The organism is Enterobacter cloacae complex sp. OE43NF (assembly GCF_023544405.1).
GTDB lineage: Bacteria > Pseudomonadota > Gammaproteobacteria > Enterobacterales > Enterobacteriaceae > Enterobacter > Enterobacter cloacae.
On the sequence record NZ_JAMJFW010000003.1, the window covers coordinates 1 to 20,303 of the forward strand.

Annotated in this window: 24 protein-coding genes; 3 read left to right on the forward strand and 21 right to left on the reverse strand. The window is 56.2% G+C overall.

Annotated features, from left to right (window positions below; translation table 11 throughout):
- From M8370_RS02365 to fkpA, 9 genes are all read right to left on the reverse strand, one after another.
- The coding region (locus tag M8370_RS02365; protein WP_021242225.1) for a GTP-binding protein at positions 1-207 on the reverse strand (207 nt) is incomplete at its 3' end.
- A gap of 69 nt (positions 208-276) precedes the next feature.
- On the reverse strand, positions 277-2,391 hold the full coding sequence (gene fusA, locus M8370_RS02370) for an elongation factor G (protein ID WP_029882142.1): 2,115 nt from the start codon (positions 2,389-2,391) through the stop codon (positions 277-279).
- 96 nt (positions 2,392-2,487) lie between these two features.
- On the reverse strand, positions 2,488-2,958 hold the full coding sequence (gene rpsG, locus M8370_RS02375; protein ID WP_003861706.1) for a 30S ribosomal protein S7: 471 nt from the start codon (positions 2,956-2,958) through the stop codon (positions 2,488-2,490).
- A gap of 96 nt (positions 2,959-3,054) precedes the next feature.
- Positions 3,055-3,429 (reverse strand): 30S ribosomal protein S12, encoded by a 375-nt coding sequence (rpsL, locus tag M8370_RS02380; protein ID WP_000246815.1) that lies wholly within the window; start codon positions 3,427-3,429, stop codon positions 3,055-3,057.
- Between the two features lie 124 nt (positions 3,430-3,553).
- A complete protein-coding gene (gene tusB, locus M8370_RS02385) occupies positions 3,554-3,841 on the reverse strand; it encodes a sulfurtransferase complex subunit TusB (RefSeq protein ID WP_013099033.1) in 288 nt (95 codons plus the stop codon).
- A 7-nt stretch (positions 3,842-3,848) separates the two neighbouring features.
- Positions 3,849-4,208 (reverse strand): sulfurtransferase complex subunit TusC, encoded by a 360-nt coding sequence (gene tusC, locus M8370_RS02390; protein WP_048972831.1) that lies wholly within the window; start codon positions 4,206-4,208, stop codon positions 3,849-3,851.
- A complete protein-coding gene (gene tusD / locus M8370_RS02395) occupies positions 4,208-4,594 on the reverse strand; it encodes a sulfurtransferase complex subunit TusD (protein ID WP_048972832.1) in 387 nt (128 codons plus the stop codon). The genes tusC and tusD overlap by 1 nt, the downstream gene beginning before the upstream one ends.
- A complete protein-coding gene (locus tag M8370_RS02400; protein WP_003861697.1) occupies positions 4,594-5,316 on the reverse strand; it encodes a helix-turn-helix transcriptional regulator in 723 nt (240 codons plus the stop codon). The genes tusD and M8370_RS02400 overlap by 1 nt, the downstream gene beginning before the upstream one ends.
- A gap of 166 nt (positions 5,317-5,482) precedes the next feature.
- Positions 5,483-6,304 carry an FKBP-type peptidyl-prolyl cis-trans isomerase gene (gene fkpA / locus M8370_RS02405; protein ID WP_013099036.1) on the reverse strand — a complete coding sequence of 274 codons (822 nt, stop codon included), beginning with the start codon at positions 6,302-6,304 and terminating at the stop codon, positions 5,483-5,485.
- Positions 6,305-6,542: 238 nt separating this feature from the next.
- Here fkpA and M8370_RS02410 point away from each other — a divergent pair, with 238 nt between their 5' ends.
- Positions 6,543-6,761 carry a protein SlyX gene (locus M8370_RS02410; RefSeq protein ID WP_003861693.1) on the forward strand — a complete coding sequence of 73 codons (219 nt, stop codon included), beginning with the start codon at positions 6,543-6,545 and terminating at the stop codon, positions 6,759-6,761.
- A 51-nt stretch (positions 6,762-6,812) separates the two neighbouring features.
- Here M8370_RS02410 and slyD read toward each other — a convergent pair whose 3' ends face one another.
- The 4 genes from slyD to kefG form a co-directional block, all read right to left on the reverse strand.
- Complete coding sequence (slyD, locus tag M8370_RS02415; protein ID WP_013099037.1) at positions 6,813-7,397, reverse strand: peptidylprolyl isomerase; 585 nt, start codon at positions 7,395-7,397, stop codon at positions 6,813-6,815.
- Positions 7,398-7,491: 94 nt separating this feature from the next.
- Positions 7,492-7,692 carry a YheV family putative zinc ribbon protein gene (locus tag M8370_RS02420; RefSeq protein WP_013099038.1) on the reverse strand — a complete coding sequence of 67 codons (201 nt, stop codon included), beginning with the start codon at positions 7,690-7,692 and terminating at the stop codon, positions 7,492-7,494.
- A 13-nt stretch (positions 7,693-7,705) separates the two neighbouring features.
- Positions 7,706-9,511, reverse strand: a complete 1,806-nt coding sequence (kefB, locus tag M8370_RS02425) for a glutathione-regulated potassium-efflux system protein KefB (protein WP_020690480.1) — start codon at positions 9,509-9,511, stop codon at positions 7,706-7,708.
- Positions 9,511-10,062: a glutathione-regulated potassium-efflux system ancillary protein KefG gene (gene kefG / locus M8370_RS02430; RefSeq protein ID WP_013099040.1), complete on the reverse strand. Its 552-nt coding sequence runs from the start codon at positions 10,060-10,062 to the stop codon at positions 9,511-9,513. The genes kefB and kefG overlap by 1 nt, the downstream gene beginning before the upstream one ends.
- A gap of 138 nt (positions 10,063-10,200) precedes the next feature.
- On the opposite strand from kefG, the gene M8370_RS02435 reads away from it, so the two are divergent.
- A complete protein-coding gene (locus M8370_RS02435) occupies positions 10,201-12,105 on the forward strand; it encodes an ABC transporter ATP-binding protein (RefSeq protein ID WP_250020444.1) in 1,905 nt (634 codons plus the stop codon).
- 15 nt (positions 12,106-12,120) lie between these two features.
- A complete protein-coding gene (locus tag M8370_RS02440; RefSeq protein WP_013099042.1) occupies positions 12,121-13,053 on the forward strand; it encodes a LysR family transcriptional regulator in 933 nt (310 codons plus the stop codon).
- A 62-nt stretch (positions 13,054-13,115) separates the two neighbouring features.
- Here M8370_RS02440 and mdcH read toward each other — a convergent pair whose 3' ends face one another.
- The 8 genes from mdcH to mdcA form a co-directional block, all read right to left on the reverse strand.
- Positions 13,116-14,012 carry a malonate decarboxylase subunit epsilon gene (mdcH, locus tag M8370_RS02445; RefSeq protein WP_250020445.1) on the reverse strand — a complete coding sequence of 299 codons (897 nt, stop codon included), beginning with the start codon at positions 14,010-14,012 and terminating at the stop codon, positions 13,116-13,118.
- On the reverse strand, positions 14,012-14,629 hold the full coding sequence (locus M8370_RS02450; protein WP_250020446.1) for a malonate decarboxylase holo-ACP synthase: 618 nt from the start codon (positions 14,627-14,629) through the stop codon (positions 14,012-14,014). Before M8370_RS02450 ends, mdcH begins: the two co-directional genes overlap by 1 nt.
- 2 nt (positions 14,630-14,631) lie before the next feature.
- The gene (locus M8370_RS02455) at positions 14,632-15,591 is read right to left on the reverse strand and encodes an AEC family transporter (RefSeq protein ID WP_248058548.1); all 960 of its coding nucleotides are present in this window, start codon (positions 15,589-15,591) and stop codon (positions 14,632-14,634) included.
- Positions 15,592-15,714: 123 nt separating this feature from the next.
- Positions 15,715-16,515, reverse strand: a complete 801-nt coding sequence (gene mdcE / locus M8370_RS02460; protein WP_250020469.1) for a biotin-independent malonate decarboxylase subunit gamma — start codon at positions 16,513-16,515, stop codon at positions 15,715-15,717.
- Entirely contained in the window at positions 16,515-17,348 is an 834-nt protein-coding gene (locus M8370_RS02465; RefSeq protein ID WP_250020447.1) for a biotin-independent malonate decarboxylase subunit beta, read from the reverse strand. Before M8370_RS02465 ends, mdcE begins: the two co-directional genes overlap by 1 nt.
- Complete coding sequence (gene mdcC / locus M8370_RS02470) at positions 17,341-17,640, reverse strand: malonate decarboxylase acyl carrier protein (RefSeq protein WP_058684281.1); 300 nt, start codon at positions 17,638-17,640, stop codon at positions 17,341-17,343. The genes M8370_RS02465 and mdcC overlap by 8 nt, the downstream gene beginning before the upstream one ends.
- A 9-nt stretch (positions 17,641-17,649) precedes the next feature.
- Entirely contained in the window at positions 17,650-18,507 is an 858-nt protein-coding gene (locus M8370_RS02475) for a triphosphoribosyl-dephospho-CoA synthase (protein WP_013099049.1), read from the reverse strand.
- Positions 18,507-20,162, reverse strand: a complete 1,656-nt coding sequence (gene mdcA / locus M8370_RS02480; RefSeq protein ID WP_250020448.1) for a malonate decarboxylase subunit alpha — start codon at positions 20,160-20,162, stop codon at positions 18,507-18,509. Before mdcA ends, M8370_RS02475 begins: the two co-directional genes overlap by 1 nt.
- Positions 20,163-20,303: the final 141 nt, after the last annotated feature.

The window sequence follows — 20,303 nt, forward strand, 5'->3', positions numbered from 1 at the left end:
TTCAACGTGAGAGGTGTTGATGGTGATACCACGAGCTTTTTCTTCTGGTGCGTTATCGATCTGGTCGAATGCACGAGCAGAACCACCGTAGGTTTTAGCCAGAACGGTAGTGATTGCAGCAGTCAGGGTAGTTTTACCATGGTCAACGTGGCCGATAGTACCAACGTTGACGTGCGGTTTTGTACGTTCAAATTTTTCTTTAGACACGGCTATATTCCTTACTATAGTGCTCTCCCCTCAGGAGAGAGCACGGGACTTAGGTTTTAATCCTGTGGATTACTTACCACGGGCTTCAATAACGGCCTGAGCAACGTTGTTAGGCGCATCATCATACTTCAGGAATTCCATGGTGTATGATGCACGACCTTTGGTCAGAGAACGCAGCTGCGTTGCATATCCGAACATTTCAGACAGCGGAACTTCAGCGTGGATCTTAACGCCAGTTACTTCGGATTCCTGACCGCGCAGCATACCGCGACGACGGCTCAAGTCACCGATAACGTCACCGGTGTTCTCTTCAGGAGTTTCTACTTCAACCTTCATGATTGGCTCAAGCAGAACTGGTTTTGCTTTCTTAAAGCCTTCTTTAAAGGCAATAGACGCAGCCAGTTTAAACGCCAGTTCAGAGGAGTCAACGTCGTGGTAAGAACCGAAGTGCAGACGGATACCCATGTCAACAACCGGATAGCCAGCCAGAGGGCCCGCTTTCAGCTGTTCCTGGATGCCTTTATCAACGGCAGGGATGTATTCGCCAGGAATTACACCACCTTTGATGTCGTTGATGAACTCGTAACCTTTCGGGTTAGAGCCCGGCTCCAGTGGGTACATGTCGATCACAACGTGACCGTACTGACCGCGACCACCAGACTGCTTAGCGTGTTTACCTTCGATATCGGTAACTTTCGCGCGAATCGCTTCGCGGTAAGCAACCTGAGGTTTACCCACGTTCGCTTCAACGTTGAACTCGCGCTTCATACGGTCAACGATGATGTCCAGGTGCAGTTCACCCATACCTGCGATGATGGTCTGGTTAGATTCTTCATCAGTCCATACGCGGAATGATGGGTCTTCTTTCGCCAGACGGCCCAGAGCCAGACCCATTTTTTCCTGGTCAGCTTTGGTTTTTGGTTCAACCGCGATGGAGATTACCGGCTCAGGGAATTCCATACGCTCCAGAATGATCGGGTGATCCGGGTCACACAGGGTGTCACCGGTGGTCACGTCTTTCAGACCGATAGCTGCAGCGATGTCGCCCGCACGAACTTCTTTGATCTCTTCACGTTTGTTAGCGTGCATCTGTACGATACGGCCAAAACGTTCACGCGCCGCTTTCACGGAGTTCAGGATGGTGTCACCGGAGTTAACCACACCAGAGTAAACGCGGAAGAAGGTCAGGTTACCCACGAATGGGTCGGTAGCAATTTTGAACGCCAGTGCAGAGAACGGCTCGTCGTCGCTTGCGTGACGCTCAGCCGGAGTATCTTTACCGTCGTCCAGGATGCCGTTGATCGCAGGAACGTCAACCGGGGATGGCAGGTAGTCAACTACCGCATCCAGCATCGCCTGAACACCTTTGTTCTTGAACGCAGAACCACAGGTTACCAGGATGATTTCGTTGTTCAGAACACGCTGACGCAGAGCTTTTTTGATCTCTTCTTCAGACAGTTCTTCACCACCCAGGTATTTCTCCATCAGCTCTTCAGAAGCTTCAGCAGCGGATTCGATCAGGTTCTGGTGCCATTCGTCAGCCAGGTCCTGCATCTCAGCCGGGATATCTTCGTATTCGAAGGTAACGCCCTGGTCTGCATCGTTCCAGTTGATGGCTTTCATTTTCACCAGGTCGATAACGCCGGTGAAGCCTTCTTCAGCACCAATTGCCAGCTGCAGCGGAACAGGGTTCGCGCCCAGACGGGTTTTGATCTGACCAACAACTTTCAGGAAGTTAGCACCCATACGGTCCATTTTGTTAACGAACGCGATGCGTGGAACTTTATATTTGTTCGCCTGACGCCATACGGTTTCAGACTGTGGCTGAACACCACCAACTGCGCAATAAACCATTACCGCGCCGTCAAGAACACGCATGGAACGTTCTACTTCGATGGTGAAGTCAACGTGCCCTGGGGTGTCGATGATGTTTACGCGATGCGGTTCGTACTGCTTAGCCATACCTGACCAGAATGCAGTAGTCGCTGCGGAGGTGATAGTAATACCACGCTCCTGCTCCTGTTCCATCCAGTCCATGGTGGCTGCGCCGTCATGAACTTCACCGATTTTATGGTTTACACCGGTGTAGAACAGAATACGTTCGGTAGTAGTGGTCTTACCGGCGTCGATGTGCGCACTGATACCGATGTTACGGTAGCGTGCGATGGGTGTTGTACGAGCCATTTGATTCCTCGTTTGTTTCTTTAGGCGTTCAGTTAAGTAACCCAGAGCGGGCAGCTTCTCTGAAGCGCCCGCCTGGTGACTAATACTCCGAAGGGATTACCAACGGTAGTGTGCGAACGCCTTGTTGGCTTCTGCCATACGGTGAACGTCTTCACGTTTCTTAACTGCAGTACCTTTGTTTTCTGCAGCATCAGAAAGTTCGTTCGCCAGACGCAGAGCCATGGATTTATCACCGCGTTTACGAGCAGCTTCAACGATCCAACGCATTGCCAGGGCATTACGACGAACCGGACGAACTTCAACTGGAACCTGATAAGTAGAACCACCAACGCGGCGGGACTTAACTTCTACAGTTGGGCGAACGTTGTCGAGAGCGACTTCGAAAGCTTCCAGTTCATTTTTACCAGAACGCTGAGCCAGGGTCTCCAGCGCGCTGTATACGATTGCTTCTGCAGTAGATTTTTTACCATCTACCATCAGGATATTTACAAATTTTGCCAGCAGTTCTGATCCGAATTTCGGATCTGGAAGAATTTTACGCTGACCAATGACGCGACGACGTGGCATGGGAATACTCCGTTGTTAATTCAGGATTGTCCAAAACTCTACGAGTTTAGTTTGACATTAAGATAAATCAGTTTGGCCTTACTTAACGGAGAACCATTAAGCCTTAGGACGCTTCACGCCGTACTTGGAGCGAGCCTGCTTACGGTCTTTAACACCTGAGCAGTCCAGCGCACCACGAACGGTGTGGTAACGAACACCCGGAAGGTCTTTAACACGACCGCCACGGATCAGGATCACGGAGTGCTCCTGCAGGTTGTGACCTTCACCACCGATGTAGGAAGTCACTTCGAAACCGTTAGTCAAACGCACACGGCATACTTTACGCAGTGCGGAGTTTGGTTTTTTAGGAGTGGTGGTATACACACGAGTACATACACCACGTTTCTGCGGGCATGCTTCCAGCGCAGGCACGTTGCTCTTTGCAACTTTGCGTGCACGTGGTTTGCGTACCAGCTGGTTAACTGTTGCCATTAAATAGCTCCTGGTTTTAGCTTTTGCTTCGTAAACACGTAATAAAACGACCTCATACAATATGAGGACGCGAAATTTTAGGGCTACGTCGAAAAGGTGTCAAGAAATATACAGCGATCTCAAATCACCAGTTCATTTGACTGGCGTGCGTCACAGTAAGATTGACGAAATCAGTATAGCCAACCACGTCAATTTTGGCTGAAATTTGACCAGAAAGACCCCGCGCATCCAGATCGTCCTTTAGCGCAGAGACAGTTATGGGGGCATTTGTAAGGATTTCAACGAAACGGCTGCCTTCCAGCGCAGCAAGTACGCCATCCTGAATCAGCAGCAGGTCATCACCTTCGCGCAGCATGCTCAGTAGCGTGTCGATATCACATTGCCACGGTGAGCGGCTCAGGGTATGGAGCATGGCAGCCTCAGAAAGTCAGAACAGTGTCGTAGTGAGAGAGTTGTTCGCGCAGCGCAGCAGAAGACAGGCACGTGACATCCAGAACAAAAGGCGTCTTCTCATCTAATCCGCGAGCGGCCAGCGAGTCGGCACACACATAGAAGGTTTCAATGTCGTACAGCGGCAACACTTTAAAGGTGGCGATGTAATCCCGCATCAAAATCGCCTGCGGTTGCTGGCCCGCCAGAAGCTGAAACACCCCGTCCCCTAAAAAGAAGACGCCGATCTCCTCGGTCAATGCAGATGTCGCGAGCAGCGCATCCAGCCCTTCTCGGCCCGATGCGCTACCGTGCGGGGCAGTGGTAAAAACAAACGCTACGCGTTTCATCAGAATTGCACCACTCGGTCACAGGTGAGCGCAGCCTGCGCCAGCGCGCCCAGACCACTTAGCGTAAATCCGGGCTGCAGGTTGGAACCGGCTAAACCAAGACGCGCGGCTTCGGTTGTATCAGCGACACCGCGACGCAGGGCCGCTGCCACGCAGATATGCAATTCAACACCCTGCGTCTCATTTAACGCCTGCCAGGCGCGCACCAGATCAAACTCATCGCTGGCCGGCGACGTAAACTGGTTCGCGTTATAAACCCCTTCCCGATAGAAGAAGACGCTCACCAGTTCGTGTCCGGCTTTTAGCAGCGCTTGGGCAAATTGCAGCGCGCTGCTGGCCTGCTGAGTGCCATACGCCGGGCCTGTCACCATTAACGCAAAACGCATTACTTATCTTGCCCCAGGAAATCACCGCTTTTGAACTGGCGAATATAGAGGTAGACCGTATGTTTGGAAATGTTCAGGCGGTCAGCCACCTGATTGATGGCGTCTTTGATATCAAAAATGCCTTTTTCATAGAGATTCAGCACGATCTGACGGTTCTTGGCGTTGTTCGATACGTTGCGATCGGCATTCACCTCTTCAATCGTGAACTCCAGCGTCTGCGTGACGAGATCCTCAACTGAAGAGGCAAAGTTAACAGAAGAGCCCACGTCTGGCGTTTCAGGCGGAATAAAGGTGCTCATGATTTGCGAGAATGGCACATCAAGGTTCATGTTGATGCACAGCAGTCCGATCACACGATGCTCGCGATTTCGAATAGCAATGGTTTCTGATTTCATCAGCACGCCGCTTTTGGCGCGAGTGAAATAGCATTTGGAGACGCTGCTGTCCGCGCCGGTCATGTCATGCAGCATACGCAATGCAAGGTCGGTAATTGGCGAACCAATTTTACGGCCAGTATGCTCACCATTAGCAATGCGGATGGCGGAACACTTCAGATCTTGCAGGGAGTGCAATACGATTTCGCAGTGGGACCCAATGAGCATCGCTAACCCGTCCACCACCGCTTCGTAGGATTTCAGAATATCGAAGTCGGTCTGGTCGAAAGGACGTTGATCCAGCAAATCAAGTTCACTGGTTTCGTTGGTTAAAAGCGACCTGGACATGAAAAAAACACTCCTTTTCAGGAGCCTGTCGTTAGGTTTTCAGGGCAGGCTCATTATCTACACGGACAACTAAATTAATACAGCGTACCTGGCACTTTCCAGTGTTAATTATATCTGCCCCACAATAAAAAAAACCGCCGCCTTAAAGGCGGCGGTTTTCATTACATTACTTCTTCGCGTCTGCGGCAGCTTTTTGATCTGCCTGCGCTTCTGGTTTCGCATCGGCTTTCGGTGCCGGTTTGATATCCAGCAGCTCTACGTCAAACACCAGCGTAGAGTTGGCAGGGATACCCGGAACGCCGGTTTTGCCATAGGCCAGATCCGGTGGGATAACCAGCTTGATCTTACCGCCTTTCTTGATGTTTTTCAGACCTTCAGTCCAGCCTGGGATCACACCATCCAGACGGAAGGAGAGCGGCTCACCGCGGGTGTAGGAGTTATCGAACTCTTTACCGTCGATCAGCGTACCTTTGTAGTTCACCACGACAGTATCGCTGTCTTTCGGTGCATCACCGGTACCTTCTTTCTCAACTTTGTATACCAGACCGGTAGAAGAGGTTTTTACGCCCTTCTCTTTAGCAAAGGTATCGCGGTAGGCTTTGCCTTTCGCTTCGTTGTCTTTCGCGTCCGCTTCCATCTTCGTCTGAGCGGCACCTTTCACACGCGCTTCGAACGCCTGCAGAGTCTGTTCAATTTCCTGGTCAGACAGTTTGCTCTTATCAGCAAACGCATCCTGAACACCCGCGATCAGCTGAGCTTTGTCCAGTTTGATGCCCAGTTTCTCTTGTTCTTTCAGAGAATTTTCCATGTAACGACCCAGAGATGCGCCCAGTGCGTAGGCAGATTTCTGGTCGTCATTTTTGAACGCCGCTTTGCTGTCTGCAGTTGCAGCAGGCTTCGCAGCAGTATCAGCAGCGAAGGACAGCGGCGCGTTCAGCGCAACAGCCATCGTCGTCGCCAGCAGCGTTACTTTAAACAGTGATTTCATCCATATCTCCAGGGCCTGGGGACTCTCACCCCAGCATTAAACGTAAATGAGCTACGTACTATAAAACGTTGTGGAAGAAATCTACAGACAGACTCTCCCGATTCTCGCCACTTTTAAGACTATTTTTGTTTAAATAAGTTTCTTGCCAAAGGGATGGATACTGCACTAAGGAACAAACTCAGTTAAACTTCGCCGCCGCTGGCCCATTATGGCGAATCAGAAACAGACGAGGTGAATGATGAAGGACACAACGATTGAAGCGAGACTGGCTGAACTGGAAAGCCGCCTGGCTTTTCAGGACATCACCATCGAAGAGCTTAACCAGACCGTGACCGCGCATGAACTCGAAATGGCGAAACTGCGGGATCATATGCGCCTGCTGACGGAAAAGCTGAAGGCTACGCAGCCGTCAAACATCGCCTCACAGTCTGAAGAGACGCCACCACCTCACTATTGAGGCGAAAAAAAAGCGGGATAATCCCGCTTTTTTATTTTCCGTTATACGGAATTAGTGGCAGCCACAGCCGCCGTTACCGCAACCACCTTTACCGTGGTCGTGACCATGGTCGTGGCCGTGGCCACCGCAGCAGCCGTCATGGCCGTGATCGTGGTCATGGTCATGACCGTGCGCACCGTGAACGTGGCCATGAGCCAGCTCTTCTTCGGTTGCTTCACGGATAGCGACAACTTCTACGTTGAACTTCAGGTTCTGGCCAGCCAGCATGTGGTTGCCATCAACCACAACGTGGTCGTCTTCAACTTCAGTAATTTCAACCGGAACCGGGCCCTGGTCAGTTTCCGCCAGGAAGCGCATGCCAACCTGCAGTTCGTCAACGCCCATGAACACGTCTTTAGGAACGCGCTGAACCAGGTTGTCGTCATACTGGCCGTATGCGTCGTTCGCGCCTACAGCAACGTCAAATTTATCGCCAACTTCATGACCTTCCAGCGCGTTTTCCAGGCCGGAAATCAGGGAACCGTGACCATGCAGGTAGTCCAGCGGCGCACTCACCGGAGACTCATCAACCAACACACCGTCTTCTGTACGTACCTGATAGGCCAGGCTGACCACCAGGTCTTTTGCTACTTTCATGATATCTCCTGAGCGTGGGAAAATTGCTGGCGCAGATTGTAGCGGAAATCTGCACCCGTGTACCCTTTAGCTTAAAAAAACTCAGGGCATATCGCTAGTCCGGATGAAAAATGCCGATCACTTGCTCTTCTTTGCGTACATGATCGCGTGCTTCTTTGTCGGCCTCACGCATCTGGTGGCCGCACTTAACACACTCAACAACATCAATATTATTTTCACGCCACATTGCCAGAGTATCTTGCGCCTGGCAGGAAGGGCACTTTGCGCCCGCAATAAAGCGTTTACGTACAGCCATATTTGGTTACCCTTTATTCAAATTCGTCCCAGCCGTCCAGCTGGCGTCGTTCCTGCTGCATCTCACGCTGGAAAATCTCCTCCAGCTCGCGACGCGCTTCCCGCACGCGGGAAATCTGCGCCGTATCCGTGTGTACGGGCATCAGCTCGCGCAGCATTCGCATATCCAGCCGTCGGAAGTGCATCTGGGCCCGCTGCGCCTGATGCGGGTGCATACCCAGCGAAATCAACGCCTTGCGCCCCAGCTCCAGCGCACTGGAAAACGTCTCACGCGAGAAGTGTTTCACACCCGCCTGCAACAGTTCGTGCGCTTCAACACGTCCCCGCGCACGCGCCAGAATATGCAGATGCGGGAAATGCTGCTGGCAGAGTTCGACCAGCTTCATCGTATCTTCCGGATCGTTACAGGTTATGACGATCGACTCCGCCGCCTCCGCACCTGCGGATCGCAGCAGTTCGAGCTGCGTCGCATCGCCGTAGTAAACCTTATAACCATATTTGCGCATCAGGTTGACCGCGCTGATATCCCGCTCGAGCACCGTGATGCGCATTTTGTTCGCCATCAGCAGACGACCAATCACCTGCCCGAAGCGGCCAAACCCCACCACAATCACTTGCGGCTTATCGTCTTCCACCCACGGGGCTTCGTCTTCATCATCAGCCGGGTTTAAGCGGCGCGACAGCAGTTTATCCACAAGCTTCATCAGCAGCGGTGTGGTCATCATCGACAGCGTGACCGTCACCAGCAAAAGCGCCATCTGATCGTCTTTGAACAGTTTCTGGGACGATGCCGTAGAGAACAGCACAAACGCGAACTCTCCCCCCTGGCTTAGCACGCTGGCAAACTGCATACGTTCCGAACTGCGCAGCCCGGATATACGCGCCAGGACATACAGCACCAGCGTTTTCACCGCCACCAGCACAGCCACGCTCACAATAACCCACAGCAGATGGGTATAGAGCACACCGAGATTGAGCGCCATGCCCACCGAAATAAAGAACAGCCCTAACAGCAGCCCTTTAAAGGGTTCGATCGCAATTTCCAGTTCGTGGCGGTATTCGCTCTCGGCGAGCAGCACCCCGGCGATAAACGTACCCAGCGCCATCGACAGCCCCAGCGCGTCCATAAACAGCGCAGAGCCTAATACCAGCAGCAGCGTTGCGGCGGTAAACACCTCACGCACGCCTGACGCGGCGATGAAGCGGAACACCGGCCGCAGCAGAAAACGTCCCCCAATTAGCATGCCCGCAAAAGCCAGCACCTTCATGGAGACTTTTGCCCAGTCAAAGTGATCGTCACCCGGCCCGGCCAACAGCGGCACCAGCGCTAACGCCGGGATCACCGCTAAATCCTGAAACAGCAGCACCGAAAACCCCAGTTGCCCCGACTCACTGCGGTTCATGCCCTTATCCCGCATCAGCTGCAATGCCATCGCCGTTGAGGACATGGCAAGGCCAATACCGCCGATGGTCGCCGCCTGCCACGAAAAGTCAGTGAGCATCAGCAATCCGGCCAGAATGGCCGCACTGAACAGCACCTGCGCCGCGCCAACGCCAAAGATAGAGCGCCGGAGCTGCCACAGCTTTGACGGATTAAGCTCCAGGCCAATGATGAACATCAGGAAGACCACGCCCAGCTCGGAGAAATGGAGAATTTCATCGACATCGCTGATGAATCCCAGCCCCCAGGGGCCAATCGCGATCCCCGCCAACAGATACCCGAGTACCGCGCCAATACCGAGCCGTGCGGCCAACGGTACAGCCACCACTGCGGCAAACAAAAACAGCACCCCGGCGAGGAGTAAATTCGATCCTTCCATTAACGCCCTCCTGCCGGAATCGGTGATGCCAGCCATTCACCGTACGCTCTGGCGTGGCTCGCCAGCTCCTTCGGATCCTGACGTCGTGCCCAGTAGACAATAATCGGGCTCATCCAGTGCATACGGCACATCGCCGCCGTCAGTTCAAACGGTCGCAGGATATCGCTCATCGGATAACGGTTAAGGCCATCGTAGCGGTAGGCGCTCTCCGGCTCACCGGTGGTAATCACACTACGCCAGTACTTTCCCGCCAGTTGGTTGCCCCCCACCCCGCTGGAAAACCCCCGGCTCAGCACCCGATCCAGCCACTCTTTCAGCAGGGCCGGACAGCTATAGGTATAGAGCGGATGCTGGAACACAATCACATCATGCTGACGCAGCAATTCCTGCTCGTACGGAATATCGATAAAGAAATCAGGGTAGTGCGCGTAGAGATCGTGCACCGTCACGTTACTGAGCTGAGTAGCCGGCTTAAGCAGGACGCGGTTTGCCACCGAGTCCTGAGATTCCGGATGGGCATACAGCAGCAGCACTTTTGCTGTCTGAGACATCACTCCCCTCCCGGTTCTGTTTCTGTTTTTGTGTATCGTCGTTGTTTTGGGCTACCATGGCGGCCCGGTGCGGAAAATGGCCCACACCTTACATTATCATAATGACAAATTAACATAGTCGGAACATACGGCGCTTCTATGATTGTTTTCTCCTCGTTACAAATTCGCCGCGGCGTGCGCGTCCTGCTGGATAACGCCACCGCCACCATTAATCCAGGTCAAAAAGTGGGGCTGGTCGGCAAAAATGGCTGCGGTAAATCCACCCTGCTGGCGCTGCTGAAAAACGAGATTAGCGCGGATGGCGGTAACTTTACTTATCCGGGAAACTGGCAGCTCGCCTGGGTAAACCAGGAGACGCCCGCCCTGAGTGAGCCGGCGCTCGACTATGTTATTGATGGCGATCGTGAATACCGTAAGCTGGAAGCGGAACTGAACGCCGCCAACGAGCGCAACGATGGCCACACCATCGCCACCGTCCACGGCAAGCTGGACGCCATCGACGCGTGGACCATTCGCTCCCGCGCTTCCAGCCTGCTCCACGGCCTGGGGTTCAGCAACGAACAGCTTGAACGTCCCGTCAGCGACTTCTCCGGTGGCTGGCGTATGCGTCTTAACCTGGCGCAGGCGCTGATCTGCCGCTCCGATTTGCTGTTGCTCGATGAACCGACCAACCACCTCGATCTCGATGCGGTCATTTGGCTGGAGAAGTGGCTCAAGAGCTATCAGGGCACTCTGATTCTGATCTCCCACGACCGCGACTTCCTCGATCCGGTGGTGGATAAAATCATTCATATCGAACAGCAAAATATGTTCGAGTACACCGGTAACTACAGCTCTTTCGAACGCCAGCGCGCAACGCGCCTCGCTCAACAGCAGGCGATGTACGAAAGCCAGCAGCAGCGCGTGGCACATCTGCAGAGTTTTGTTGACCGCTTCAAGGCCAAAGCCTCGAAGGCCAAGCAGGCCCAGAGCCGCATCAAGATGCTGGAACGCATGGAGATGATTGCCCCGGCGCATGTGGATAACCCGTTCCACTTTAGCTTCCGCGAGCCGGAGAGCCTGCCAAACCCGCTGCTGAAGATGGAAAAAGTGAGCGCCGGATACGGCGATCGCATCATCCTCGACTCCATCAAACTCAACCTGGTACCGGGTTCGCGCATTGGTCTTCTGGGGCGTAACGGTGCCGGTAAGTCAACGCTCATCAAACTGCTGGCGGGCGAGCTTAACCCGGTAAGCGGCGAAATCGGTCTGGCGAAAGGCATCAAGCTTGGCTACTTCGCCCAGCATCAGCTGGAATTTTTACGCGCGGACGAGTCCCCTATCCAGCATCTGGCGCGTCTGGCGCCGCAGGAGATGGAGCAGAAGCTGCGCGACTACCTCGGCGGCTTTGGCTTCCAGGGTGATAAGGTCACTGAAAACACAGAGCGTTTCTCCGGCGGCGAAAAAGCGCGTCTGGTGCTGGCGCTGATCGTCTGGCAGCGCCCGAACCTGCTGCTGCTCGATGAACCGACCAACCACCTCGACCTCGACATGCGTCAGGCGTTGACCGAAGCGCTGATTGAGTTTGAGGGCGCGCTGGTTGTGGTCTCGCACGATCGGCACCTGATCCGCTCCACCACGGACGATCTCTATCTGGTGCACGACGGTAAAGTCGAGCCGTTTGACGGCGACCTGGAAGACTATCAGCAGTGGCTGACGGACGTGCAGAAGCAAGAGAACCAGCCGGAAGAGTCGGCGAAAGAGAACGCCAACAGCGCGCAGGCGCGTAAAGATCAGAAGCGTCGTGAAGCTGAACTGCGTACTCAGACTCAACCACTGCGTAAAGAGATTGCCCGTCTCGAAAAAGAGATGGAAAAGCTCAACGCCACGCTTGCCGCCGTTGAAGAGAAGCTGGGCGACAGCGAACTGTATGACCAGAGCCGTAAAGCGGAGCTGACCAACTGTCTGCAAACCCAGGCGAAGACCAAATCCAGCCTCGAAGAGTGCGAAATGGCATGGCTGGATGCCCAGGAACAGCTGGAAGCGATGCTGCAGGCTGACTGACACGCCGGGAGGGTTATGGGTTTCGATATCACGAGCGACATTACATTCCGTAAGCTCAGCATCTTCATGACGTTTATGGAGAAGGGCAATATCGCGCGTACTGCCGAAACGCTGGGTCTGAGCGGCGTCAGCGTGCATCGTGCACTGCATACTCTGGAAGAGAACGTCCGCTGTCCGCTCTTTACCCATAAGGGACGTAACCTGATTGCCCTTCCGTCCGCCTGGACGCTGCTGGAGTATTGTCAGGAGGTTATGCAGGTGATGGAGCGCGGGCTGGAAGAGTCCCGTAAAGTCGCCGGTATTGGTCAGGGACGGTTGCGCGTCGGCACGCTCTACTCGCTGACGCTGGAAACCGTGCCGCGCCTGATCATGGGCATGAAGCTGCGTCGCCCGGATCTGGAGATGGATCTGACGATGGGCTCTAACGATACGTTGCTGCATATGCTTGACGACGGTACGCTGGACGCGATCCTCATCTCGATTTCCGAAAGCAATATCGACCGCAACAGCCTTGAAGTCCTGCCCCTGTTTCATGATGACATTTTCCTGGCCGCGCCTGCCTCTGCCACGCTGAATACCAGCGGGCTGGCGGATTTACGCGATTACAAAGATCAGAAATTTGTCTCGCTGGCAGAAGGGTTTGCCACCTATGCGGGGTTCCAGGAAGCATTTCATATCGCCGGATTTGAACCGGAAATCGTCACCCGCGTGAATGACATTTTCTCAATGCTCAGCCTGGTTCAGGCGGGCGTCGGCTTTACGCTGATGCCGGGCAGGATGAAGAAGGTCTACGAAAATTCGGTGCAGCTACTGAAGCTGGCAGAACCGTACCAGATGCAGCAGCTTATCGCGATTGTGTTCGCCCGCAACCGCGAGCAGGACCCGAGCCTGCGGGCATTAGCCGCCGAAGGGCGGATGTATGCGCGCAGCCTGCAGGAAAGTGTGTGATACAAAACAAGGCAACCGAACCCGTAGGCCCGGTAAGGCGTAGCCGCCACCGGGCTAAAAATTCACGAACGAAGCCTTCCTGCCAGATGCACCGCCACATCCACACCGCTGCGCTCGAGTGATATGGTCTCCCCTTCCCACGCCGCCTGACGTGTCAGGCAGGTCAGGACGCCACCGGGCGGCATCTCGATCGCCAGCCGGGCTTCACGTTCATTCGCGGCAATCACCGCCTCCTGCCAGCGCACGGTGCGCGCCATGTTCATGGCAAGATCGTCCGCGATTTTCTCCGGCTGCCAGAGCACGCGTCCGGTGCTGCCGCTCAGATACGCACAGCGCGGTCGGGAAAGGGTGACCGCTTCAAACGCCGAGGCCAGCTTTTGTGCCGGCTTCGCCAGCAGTTCACAATGGGATGGCACGCTGACTGCCAGCCTTTGCACTTTGCTCGCCCCCTTTTCCAGAGCGCGTTTTGCCACCTGCGCCATCCCTTCATCGGATCCGGCAATGACGATCTGCGTTTCGGCATTCAGGTTAGCAATATACGTTCCGCTACCCTCGATAAGCTGTTCCACCTGCGGCAGGGTTAAGCCCATGATGGCCGTCAGGCCGTAGCCGTGGGGCCAGGCCTGTTCCATCAGATCGCCACGCAGCGCCACCAGCTTAAGGGCGTCCGTAAATTCCAGCGCCCCTGCTACTACCGCCGCGGGATAAGCGCCAATCGATAAACCGCTGACGATGTCAGGCGACACGTCACGTCGCTCCAGCTCGCGCGCCCAGGACACGCCAGCAATCAGCAGAGAAATCTGAACCGCACGGGTATGGGTTAACGAGGCGGCACTGTCCAGCGTATCAACTTCGGCACCCAGCACCTCACGCGCCTGAGCCAGTTCCGTTCCCGGCAGGTTTTGCAGCATACCTTCATGCTGCGTACCCTGCCCCGGAAAGGTAAACAGTATTTTCATCACTCCTCCCTGCGCCATGGGTCAACCACCAGGCGTGGCCCACGGCGGGTTTTCAGCAGCGTTTTGCCATCGCGCAGCCACTCCGCCAGCGCGAATCCGCCCTCAGGCGTATCCACCTGGGTATCAGCCCGGCACAGCGCACCACTCAACTGCGACTGCCAGGCGGTAAACGCGTCGGGTGATATCGGCTGCGGGGCGCGGATCAGCAGATCAAGATCGCTGTCGGCATGGATCACCGGAATGCCGGTCGCCAGGGCATAGCCGGTGCTGCCGGTTATGCCCCACCTCCACGGCCACGGCTGCTGCGCAAGCTGTAACGCCACCTGAACCGGTGGCTCGGTGACAAACGGCGAACGCAGCAGATCGGCGGTGACGCACAGCTCTTCAGGTGACACCACGCGTAACACATTCCCGGGCTTCACCCATCCAGCCGCCCGCTGGTCGCGGCGCAGTCCGCGCACGCCAACGGGGATTCGGTCATCGTTATCAACATCACGCCGCACCACCACCGGCAGGCCGGTATGCCAGGCGGCATCCACCCAGGTTTCAGTAATACCTTCCAGCGCGTCGCGCGAGGTAAGCCAGATGAGGTCGTGGGGGCGTAATGTTGTGGTCATGATTACATTCCTGAAGTCAGCGAGATAAACAGCGGCAGCGACAGGATACACAGGACTGAGCTTAACAGCAGTACCGCTTCTGCATCCGGTGACTGCACGCCAAAGCGGTTACCAAACACGACCCCGAAGAAACCCGCGGACAGCGCAATCATCAGAATGGCGGTGATCGCCACGGAGCCGTGCAGACCGAAGATTAAAACGATACCCCAGGCAATGGCTGGCTGGATCAGCAGCTTAGCGATGGTGGAAGTGATCACCATGGTGTTGATCTGCAGCTTACGGGCAGAGAGGATCACCCCGGTCAGGAACAGCGCCGCAGCGGTGGCGGACAGCCCCAACGGTTTAATTGCAGCGAGGACCAGTTCCGGCATTTTGATGCCGATGGCGGATAAAATCACACCCAGCAGAGGCCCCATCACGATCGGTTTTTTAATGGATCGCCACATCAGCACCGGCAGCATAGAGAGGGTTGAGCCGGAGGTATTGCCCTCAGCGCGCGCTTTTTCCCGCTCCAGGATCAGCAGACAGAACGGCGTCATCAGCACGGACCCGCAGGCAATAGAGACCGCCACAGACAGAGACGTGGTAGATCCTTCACCCAGCACGCTGCCCAGAATCGGCAGACCAAGCGCCGCATAGTTTGGCAGCGCGACGGTGAGCGTCAGCACGGCCGCATCCTGAGGGGATTTTTTAAAGACCTTCGTGGCAAGGAAATAGATGGCTGCGTAGGTGATCCACATCGCCAGAGTCAGTACCAGGATCAGCGGCGACTGCGCCACGATACCGGTCCACGGGGTTTGCACGGTCGCGCTGAACAACGCGGCAGGCAGCGCAAAATCCATGACGAAGATATTGAGCAGGGAAACATTTTTGTTATCGACCATCTTTGCCTTACCGGCCCAGAATCCCAGCAGCATGATGACGAAAATCGGTGCGAGAGCATGAACAATTACGTAAGTCATAAATCACCTGTGATTAAAAAGAAGTAGCACTGGCGCGATGATTATTATTTTCAGGATGCAGCTTCCCGCACGGGCGTAACGGATACGCCCGTGAGGTTGTGCATCTGGCAGGTCTCTTTTTACTTACCAGCTGGCGCGCATACGTTCGCGTACGAGCGCCGAACTGCGGCGATTGTCAGCACCCAGACGGCTTTTCAGCGTCGGATCCTGACGAGCGTCACTGATGGCCTGTTGCAGGGTGGTTTTCACCAGCGTCAGGTCGCTATCGGATGGGGCATCCGGGTTGCTGATATCCAGCAGGCTTGAGAGCAGCCCCAGCGTGGCGTAGTTGCTGATGTCATACGCCATAGGTGGAATAGTGGCGGCCAGTTTTTCCAGCGCCTCCACGCTGCGCAGGGTGATCCGCGCGGCAGACGCTTTCCCCATGGCATGGATGAGCACGCCTTTATCGTTAAAAGCAATCAGGCGGTTGGCCTGGTAGCCATGCGCCAGAAACGCGCCGGACATGGCTTTACCCACAATCAGGCCAATTACCGGATGACCCGCCAGGCGCGCGTTGGCGTAGGCGGCCGCAGCGCCTGCCAGCGCCTGGTGGATACCAAACGCCTCTTCGCGACGGCCATAAGCCTGGCTTGGGACGTCGATCACCGCCACAATCGGGCGTTTAACGGCTTTATCAGCATCTGCCGCGACGGTTTCGCTGACCACTTTCGCCAGCGTCCAGCCTTCCAGCAGACCGACTTCCCCTTTCGCCGCGCGCGGGAAGTGGTTGTTGGCATCCGGCACTACGGCGATAAAACGCACCGTTTCACCGTTCAGCTCGCCGTCTGCCGCCTGCACGGACGGGCATAACCCTTCCACACGTTTTGCATTCGGGGCGAGAATGTCCAGCCAGAGTTCGCCACGGCTCATTGCGTTACTCATCATTTCACCTCCCGGGCAAAAAGCGCGTTAATCTGTTCGGCATCGGCCTGCTTGCGGGTGTCGAAATTCATCAGGCGGTTCAGGTAATCGTCGTAGTTATCGGTACGATGTTTCGCCGGGATGCCTTTGGCGATGGCCTCGTTCATCGCGGCTTTCACCGCATTCACGCCGTCGCCGACCAGCGCGTCCACCAGCCCGCTCTGATAGCGCACCTCACCGCCGGTCATGCTCCAGATAAACGGACGGTCGCGGGAGTCGTACTCTTCAATGCCCGCTTCCTGCTCAATAACCTGCGGACCGTTTAACCCCAGACGCGCTTCGCGGGTCACAATCAGGTAGCTGCAAAGCGCCGCCGCGATGGACATGCCGCCGAAGCAGCCCACGGTTCCGGCCACAATCCCGATAACGGGCGTGTAGCGACGCAGGTCAACAATCGCCGCGTGGATATCGGCAATCGCCGCCAGGCCGAGGTTGGCTTCCTGCAGGCGTACGCCGCCGGTTTCGAGGCACAGCACCGCCTGAGTCGGAATGCCGTTGCGGTTATCTTCCGCCGCCAGCTCCAGCGCTGCTGCCATTTTCGCGCCGGAGACCTCGCCCATGCTGCCGCCCTGGAACGCGCCTTCAATCGCCACGACGACCGCAGGCTGGCCGTTGATAGTCCCTTTCGCGACCACCATGCCATCATCGGCCTGAGGCACAATGCCCTGTGGCCCCAACCACGGAGAGATAATGCCTGCAAACGGATCCAGCAGTTCGCGGTAGGTGCCCTCGTCGAGCAGCGCCTGCGCACGCTGGCGCGCTTTTAATTCGATAAAGCTGCTGTCATCACGCATGGCTCACCCCTTCAAAAACCTGTTCGATACGAATGCGCGCCACGCCCGGCGTCGCGCCAAAGTCGTGGATGGTCAGTTTGCCTGCGGGCAGACTGCTGACGGTCTCCAGGCGGCTGAATAATGCCTCCCAGCGTCCGCGGCTGTTGTCGACGGAGGTGGTGATATCAATGGTTAAGGTCTGGCCCGGTTCGGCGGTAAACAGCACCTCCATATCCCCGGATCCAACTACCCCTGCCAGCGCCCGGCCGCGTAACGTGCGGCTGGCTGGCATGGTCAATGTGATTTTTTCCATAACATCCTCTTAATGCTTTGAATAGGGCGTTTCGACACGGTCAAGAAACAGCGTGGCGGCAAGCAGGTCGGCGGCACCGCCCGGTGAGGCATTGAGCGTCAGCATCTGGCGATCTAACCGCGCCAGCGCCTGCTGCCCCGCGAGCGTTGCGCATCCTCCGGCGTTCAGTACCGCCCGGGCGCCGTTCTGCATGGCGTCCAGCCCCTCCATTCCGGCGCGCGACAGCACGCAGGTATCGGTGAGCGAGGTCATGATTGCCATCAGCGCGTCGAGTCTGGCGTTTGTTTCGCTGCTGCCGTTGAGGCGGCTCAGGCGAAGCTGCGGCAGCGCGCGCTGCATGATGTGCGGAAACGCCTGCTGAGCCTCTTCCCGCGCGCCCGGTACGCGGTAGCGGTGCGTGGCGCGTAACCCCTTACTGAACACCTTCGGTGCCGCGTCGTCCGGGAGTTTCGCCAGCTGTGCGGCGGTGTTAGCGACGGTTTGCGCGCGGGCATCGCCGCCCAGCATCGCCACCGCGCTCACCAGCAGCCCCAGCGCCCAGATTGCGCCACGGTGCGTATTCACGCCGTCGGTGGCGATCATCATCTGCCGTTCGCCTTCACGGCCAAGGCGGCCAACGGTTTGCCGTAGGGCAATATCCGCCGGACGCTGCCAGCTCTGCTGCGCCAGCGCCTGAAACGTGGAGGTCAGGCTGTGCGCGGAGCGCTCCATCAGCGCAAGCGATAAATCGTGGTGCGCGCCGTTCCCCCGACTGTCCACCAGACCGGGTTTCGGGCTTAAGCGTGCTTCGTCAATCAGACACTGAGTGGCGGTTCGCGCCAGCCATTCGGCACCGCCTTCAACCTGAATCTGGGGCAGTAGTGTCATTACCAGCTCCGGAATTTCGCAGGTGGGTTGTAGAGACCGCCGGACCACTCAACGAGGTCAGCCACGCTGCCCGCCGCCAGCAGAGAGCGGGTGGCATCAGTACGGCGAATCCCCATGTCTTCCGGGTACACGACCTTGCCGCTCTGGCGCAGTTCCGCCACGCGTCTGGCATCCACGCCCAGACCGATATCGGTGATACCGGCCACGGCGGCGACCATGGCGCGACGCTCTTCCAGATCTTTTGCCCGGTAGAGGTAGGCAATCCCCTCTTCCGTCAGCACGTGGGTGACGTCATCGCCGTAAATCATCACCGGTGCCAGCGGCATGCCGGAGGCTTTCGCCACGTCAACGGCGTCCAGTTTTTCCACGAAGGTGGGCTTCACGCCCGCCTGGAAGGTTTCCACCATCTGCACGACCAGTTTTTTACCGCGTTGCATCGGGTCGGGTTCGGTGATCATGTTCAGCCAGGCCGGAGTGGCGTGGCGACGGCCGTGTGGATCATGGCCCATGTTCGGCGCGCCGCCGAAGCCGGAGAGACGACCGCGGGTCACCGTTGAGGAGTTGGCGTAACCATCCACCTGCAGGGTTGAGCCGATAAACATATCCACCGCGTACTGGCCCGCCAGCTGGCAGAAGGCGCGGTTGGAGCGCATGGAGCCGTCAGCACCGGTGAAGAACACGTCCGGACGGGCGCGGATGTACTCTTCCATCCCCAGTTCGCCGCCGAAGCAGTGCACGCTCTCCACCCAGCCGCTTTCAATTGCCGGGATCAGCGTCGGATGCGGGTTCAGCGTCCAGTGTTTACAGATTTTGCCCTTCAGGCCGAGCTGTTCACCGTAGGTGGGCAGCAGCAGCTCAATTGCCGCGGTGTTAAAACCGATCCCGTGGTTCAGAGACTGCACCTGGTGTTCAGCGTAGATGCCTTTGATGGCCATCATCGCCATCAGGATATGTTCCTGTTTGATCAGGCGCGGGTCGCGGGTAAACAGCGGTTCGATAAAGAATGGCTTGTCGGCCACCACTACGTAGTCAATCCAGGAGCCTGGGATATCAACGCGCGGCAGGTCGCATTCGTCGTCCACCAGCTCGTTAACCTGTGCGATGACGATGCCATCGTGGAACGCGGCGGCCTCCACCAGCGCTGGGGTATCTTCGGTACTTGCCCCGGTGTAGAGATTGCCTTTGCGGTCTGCTTTAAACCCGGCGATCAGCGCCACGTTTGGTGAAAGGTCGACGTAGAGACGTGAATACAGTTCGATATAGGTATGAATAGCACCGATTTCGAGTTGACCATCCTCCAGCAGCTGGGAGATGCGCAGACTCTGTGTGCCGGAGAAGGAGAAGTCCAGCTTACGGGCAATGCCCTTCTCAAAGATATCCAGATGTTCACTGCGGCCAACGCTTGGCATGATCATGTGCAGGTCATGCACAATTTGCGGGTTTACTTCGGCCAGCGAGCGGGAAAGAAAATCCGCCTGCTTCTGGTTGTTGCCTTCCAGAACGACCTTATCGCCTGGCGCGATCAGCTTTTCCAGCATGGCGACAAGGTCGCCGGTTGGCAGAACCTTGCCCTGCACCGGTACGGAGGCCAGACGACGCGCTTTTTCGCTGCGTCGGGTGTTCCATTGCCGGGTGGGTATTTGCCCAGATGACATTATTAACCTCCTGATTCAGCACATCATTTTGATTTGCTTAACGCTGAGTAAAGTCTGCACCCTGGCGGAAAAGGCATCAATTAAGCGTAGAGTGGAATCATTAGCCTGAGAGTAATAATCAAGGTAAATATTTGTGACCGG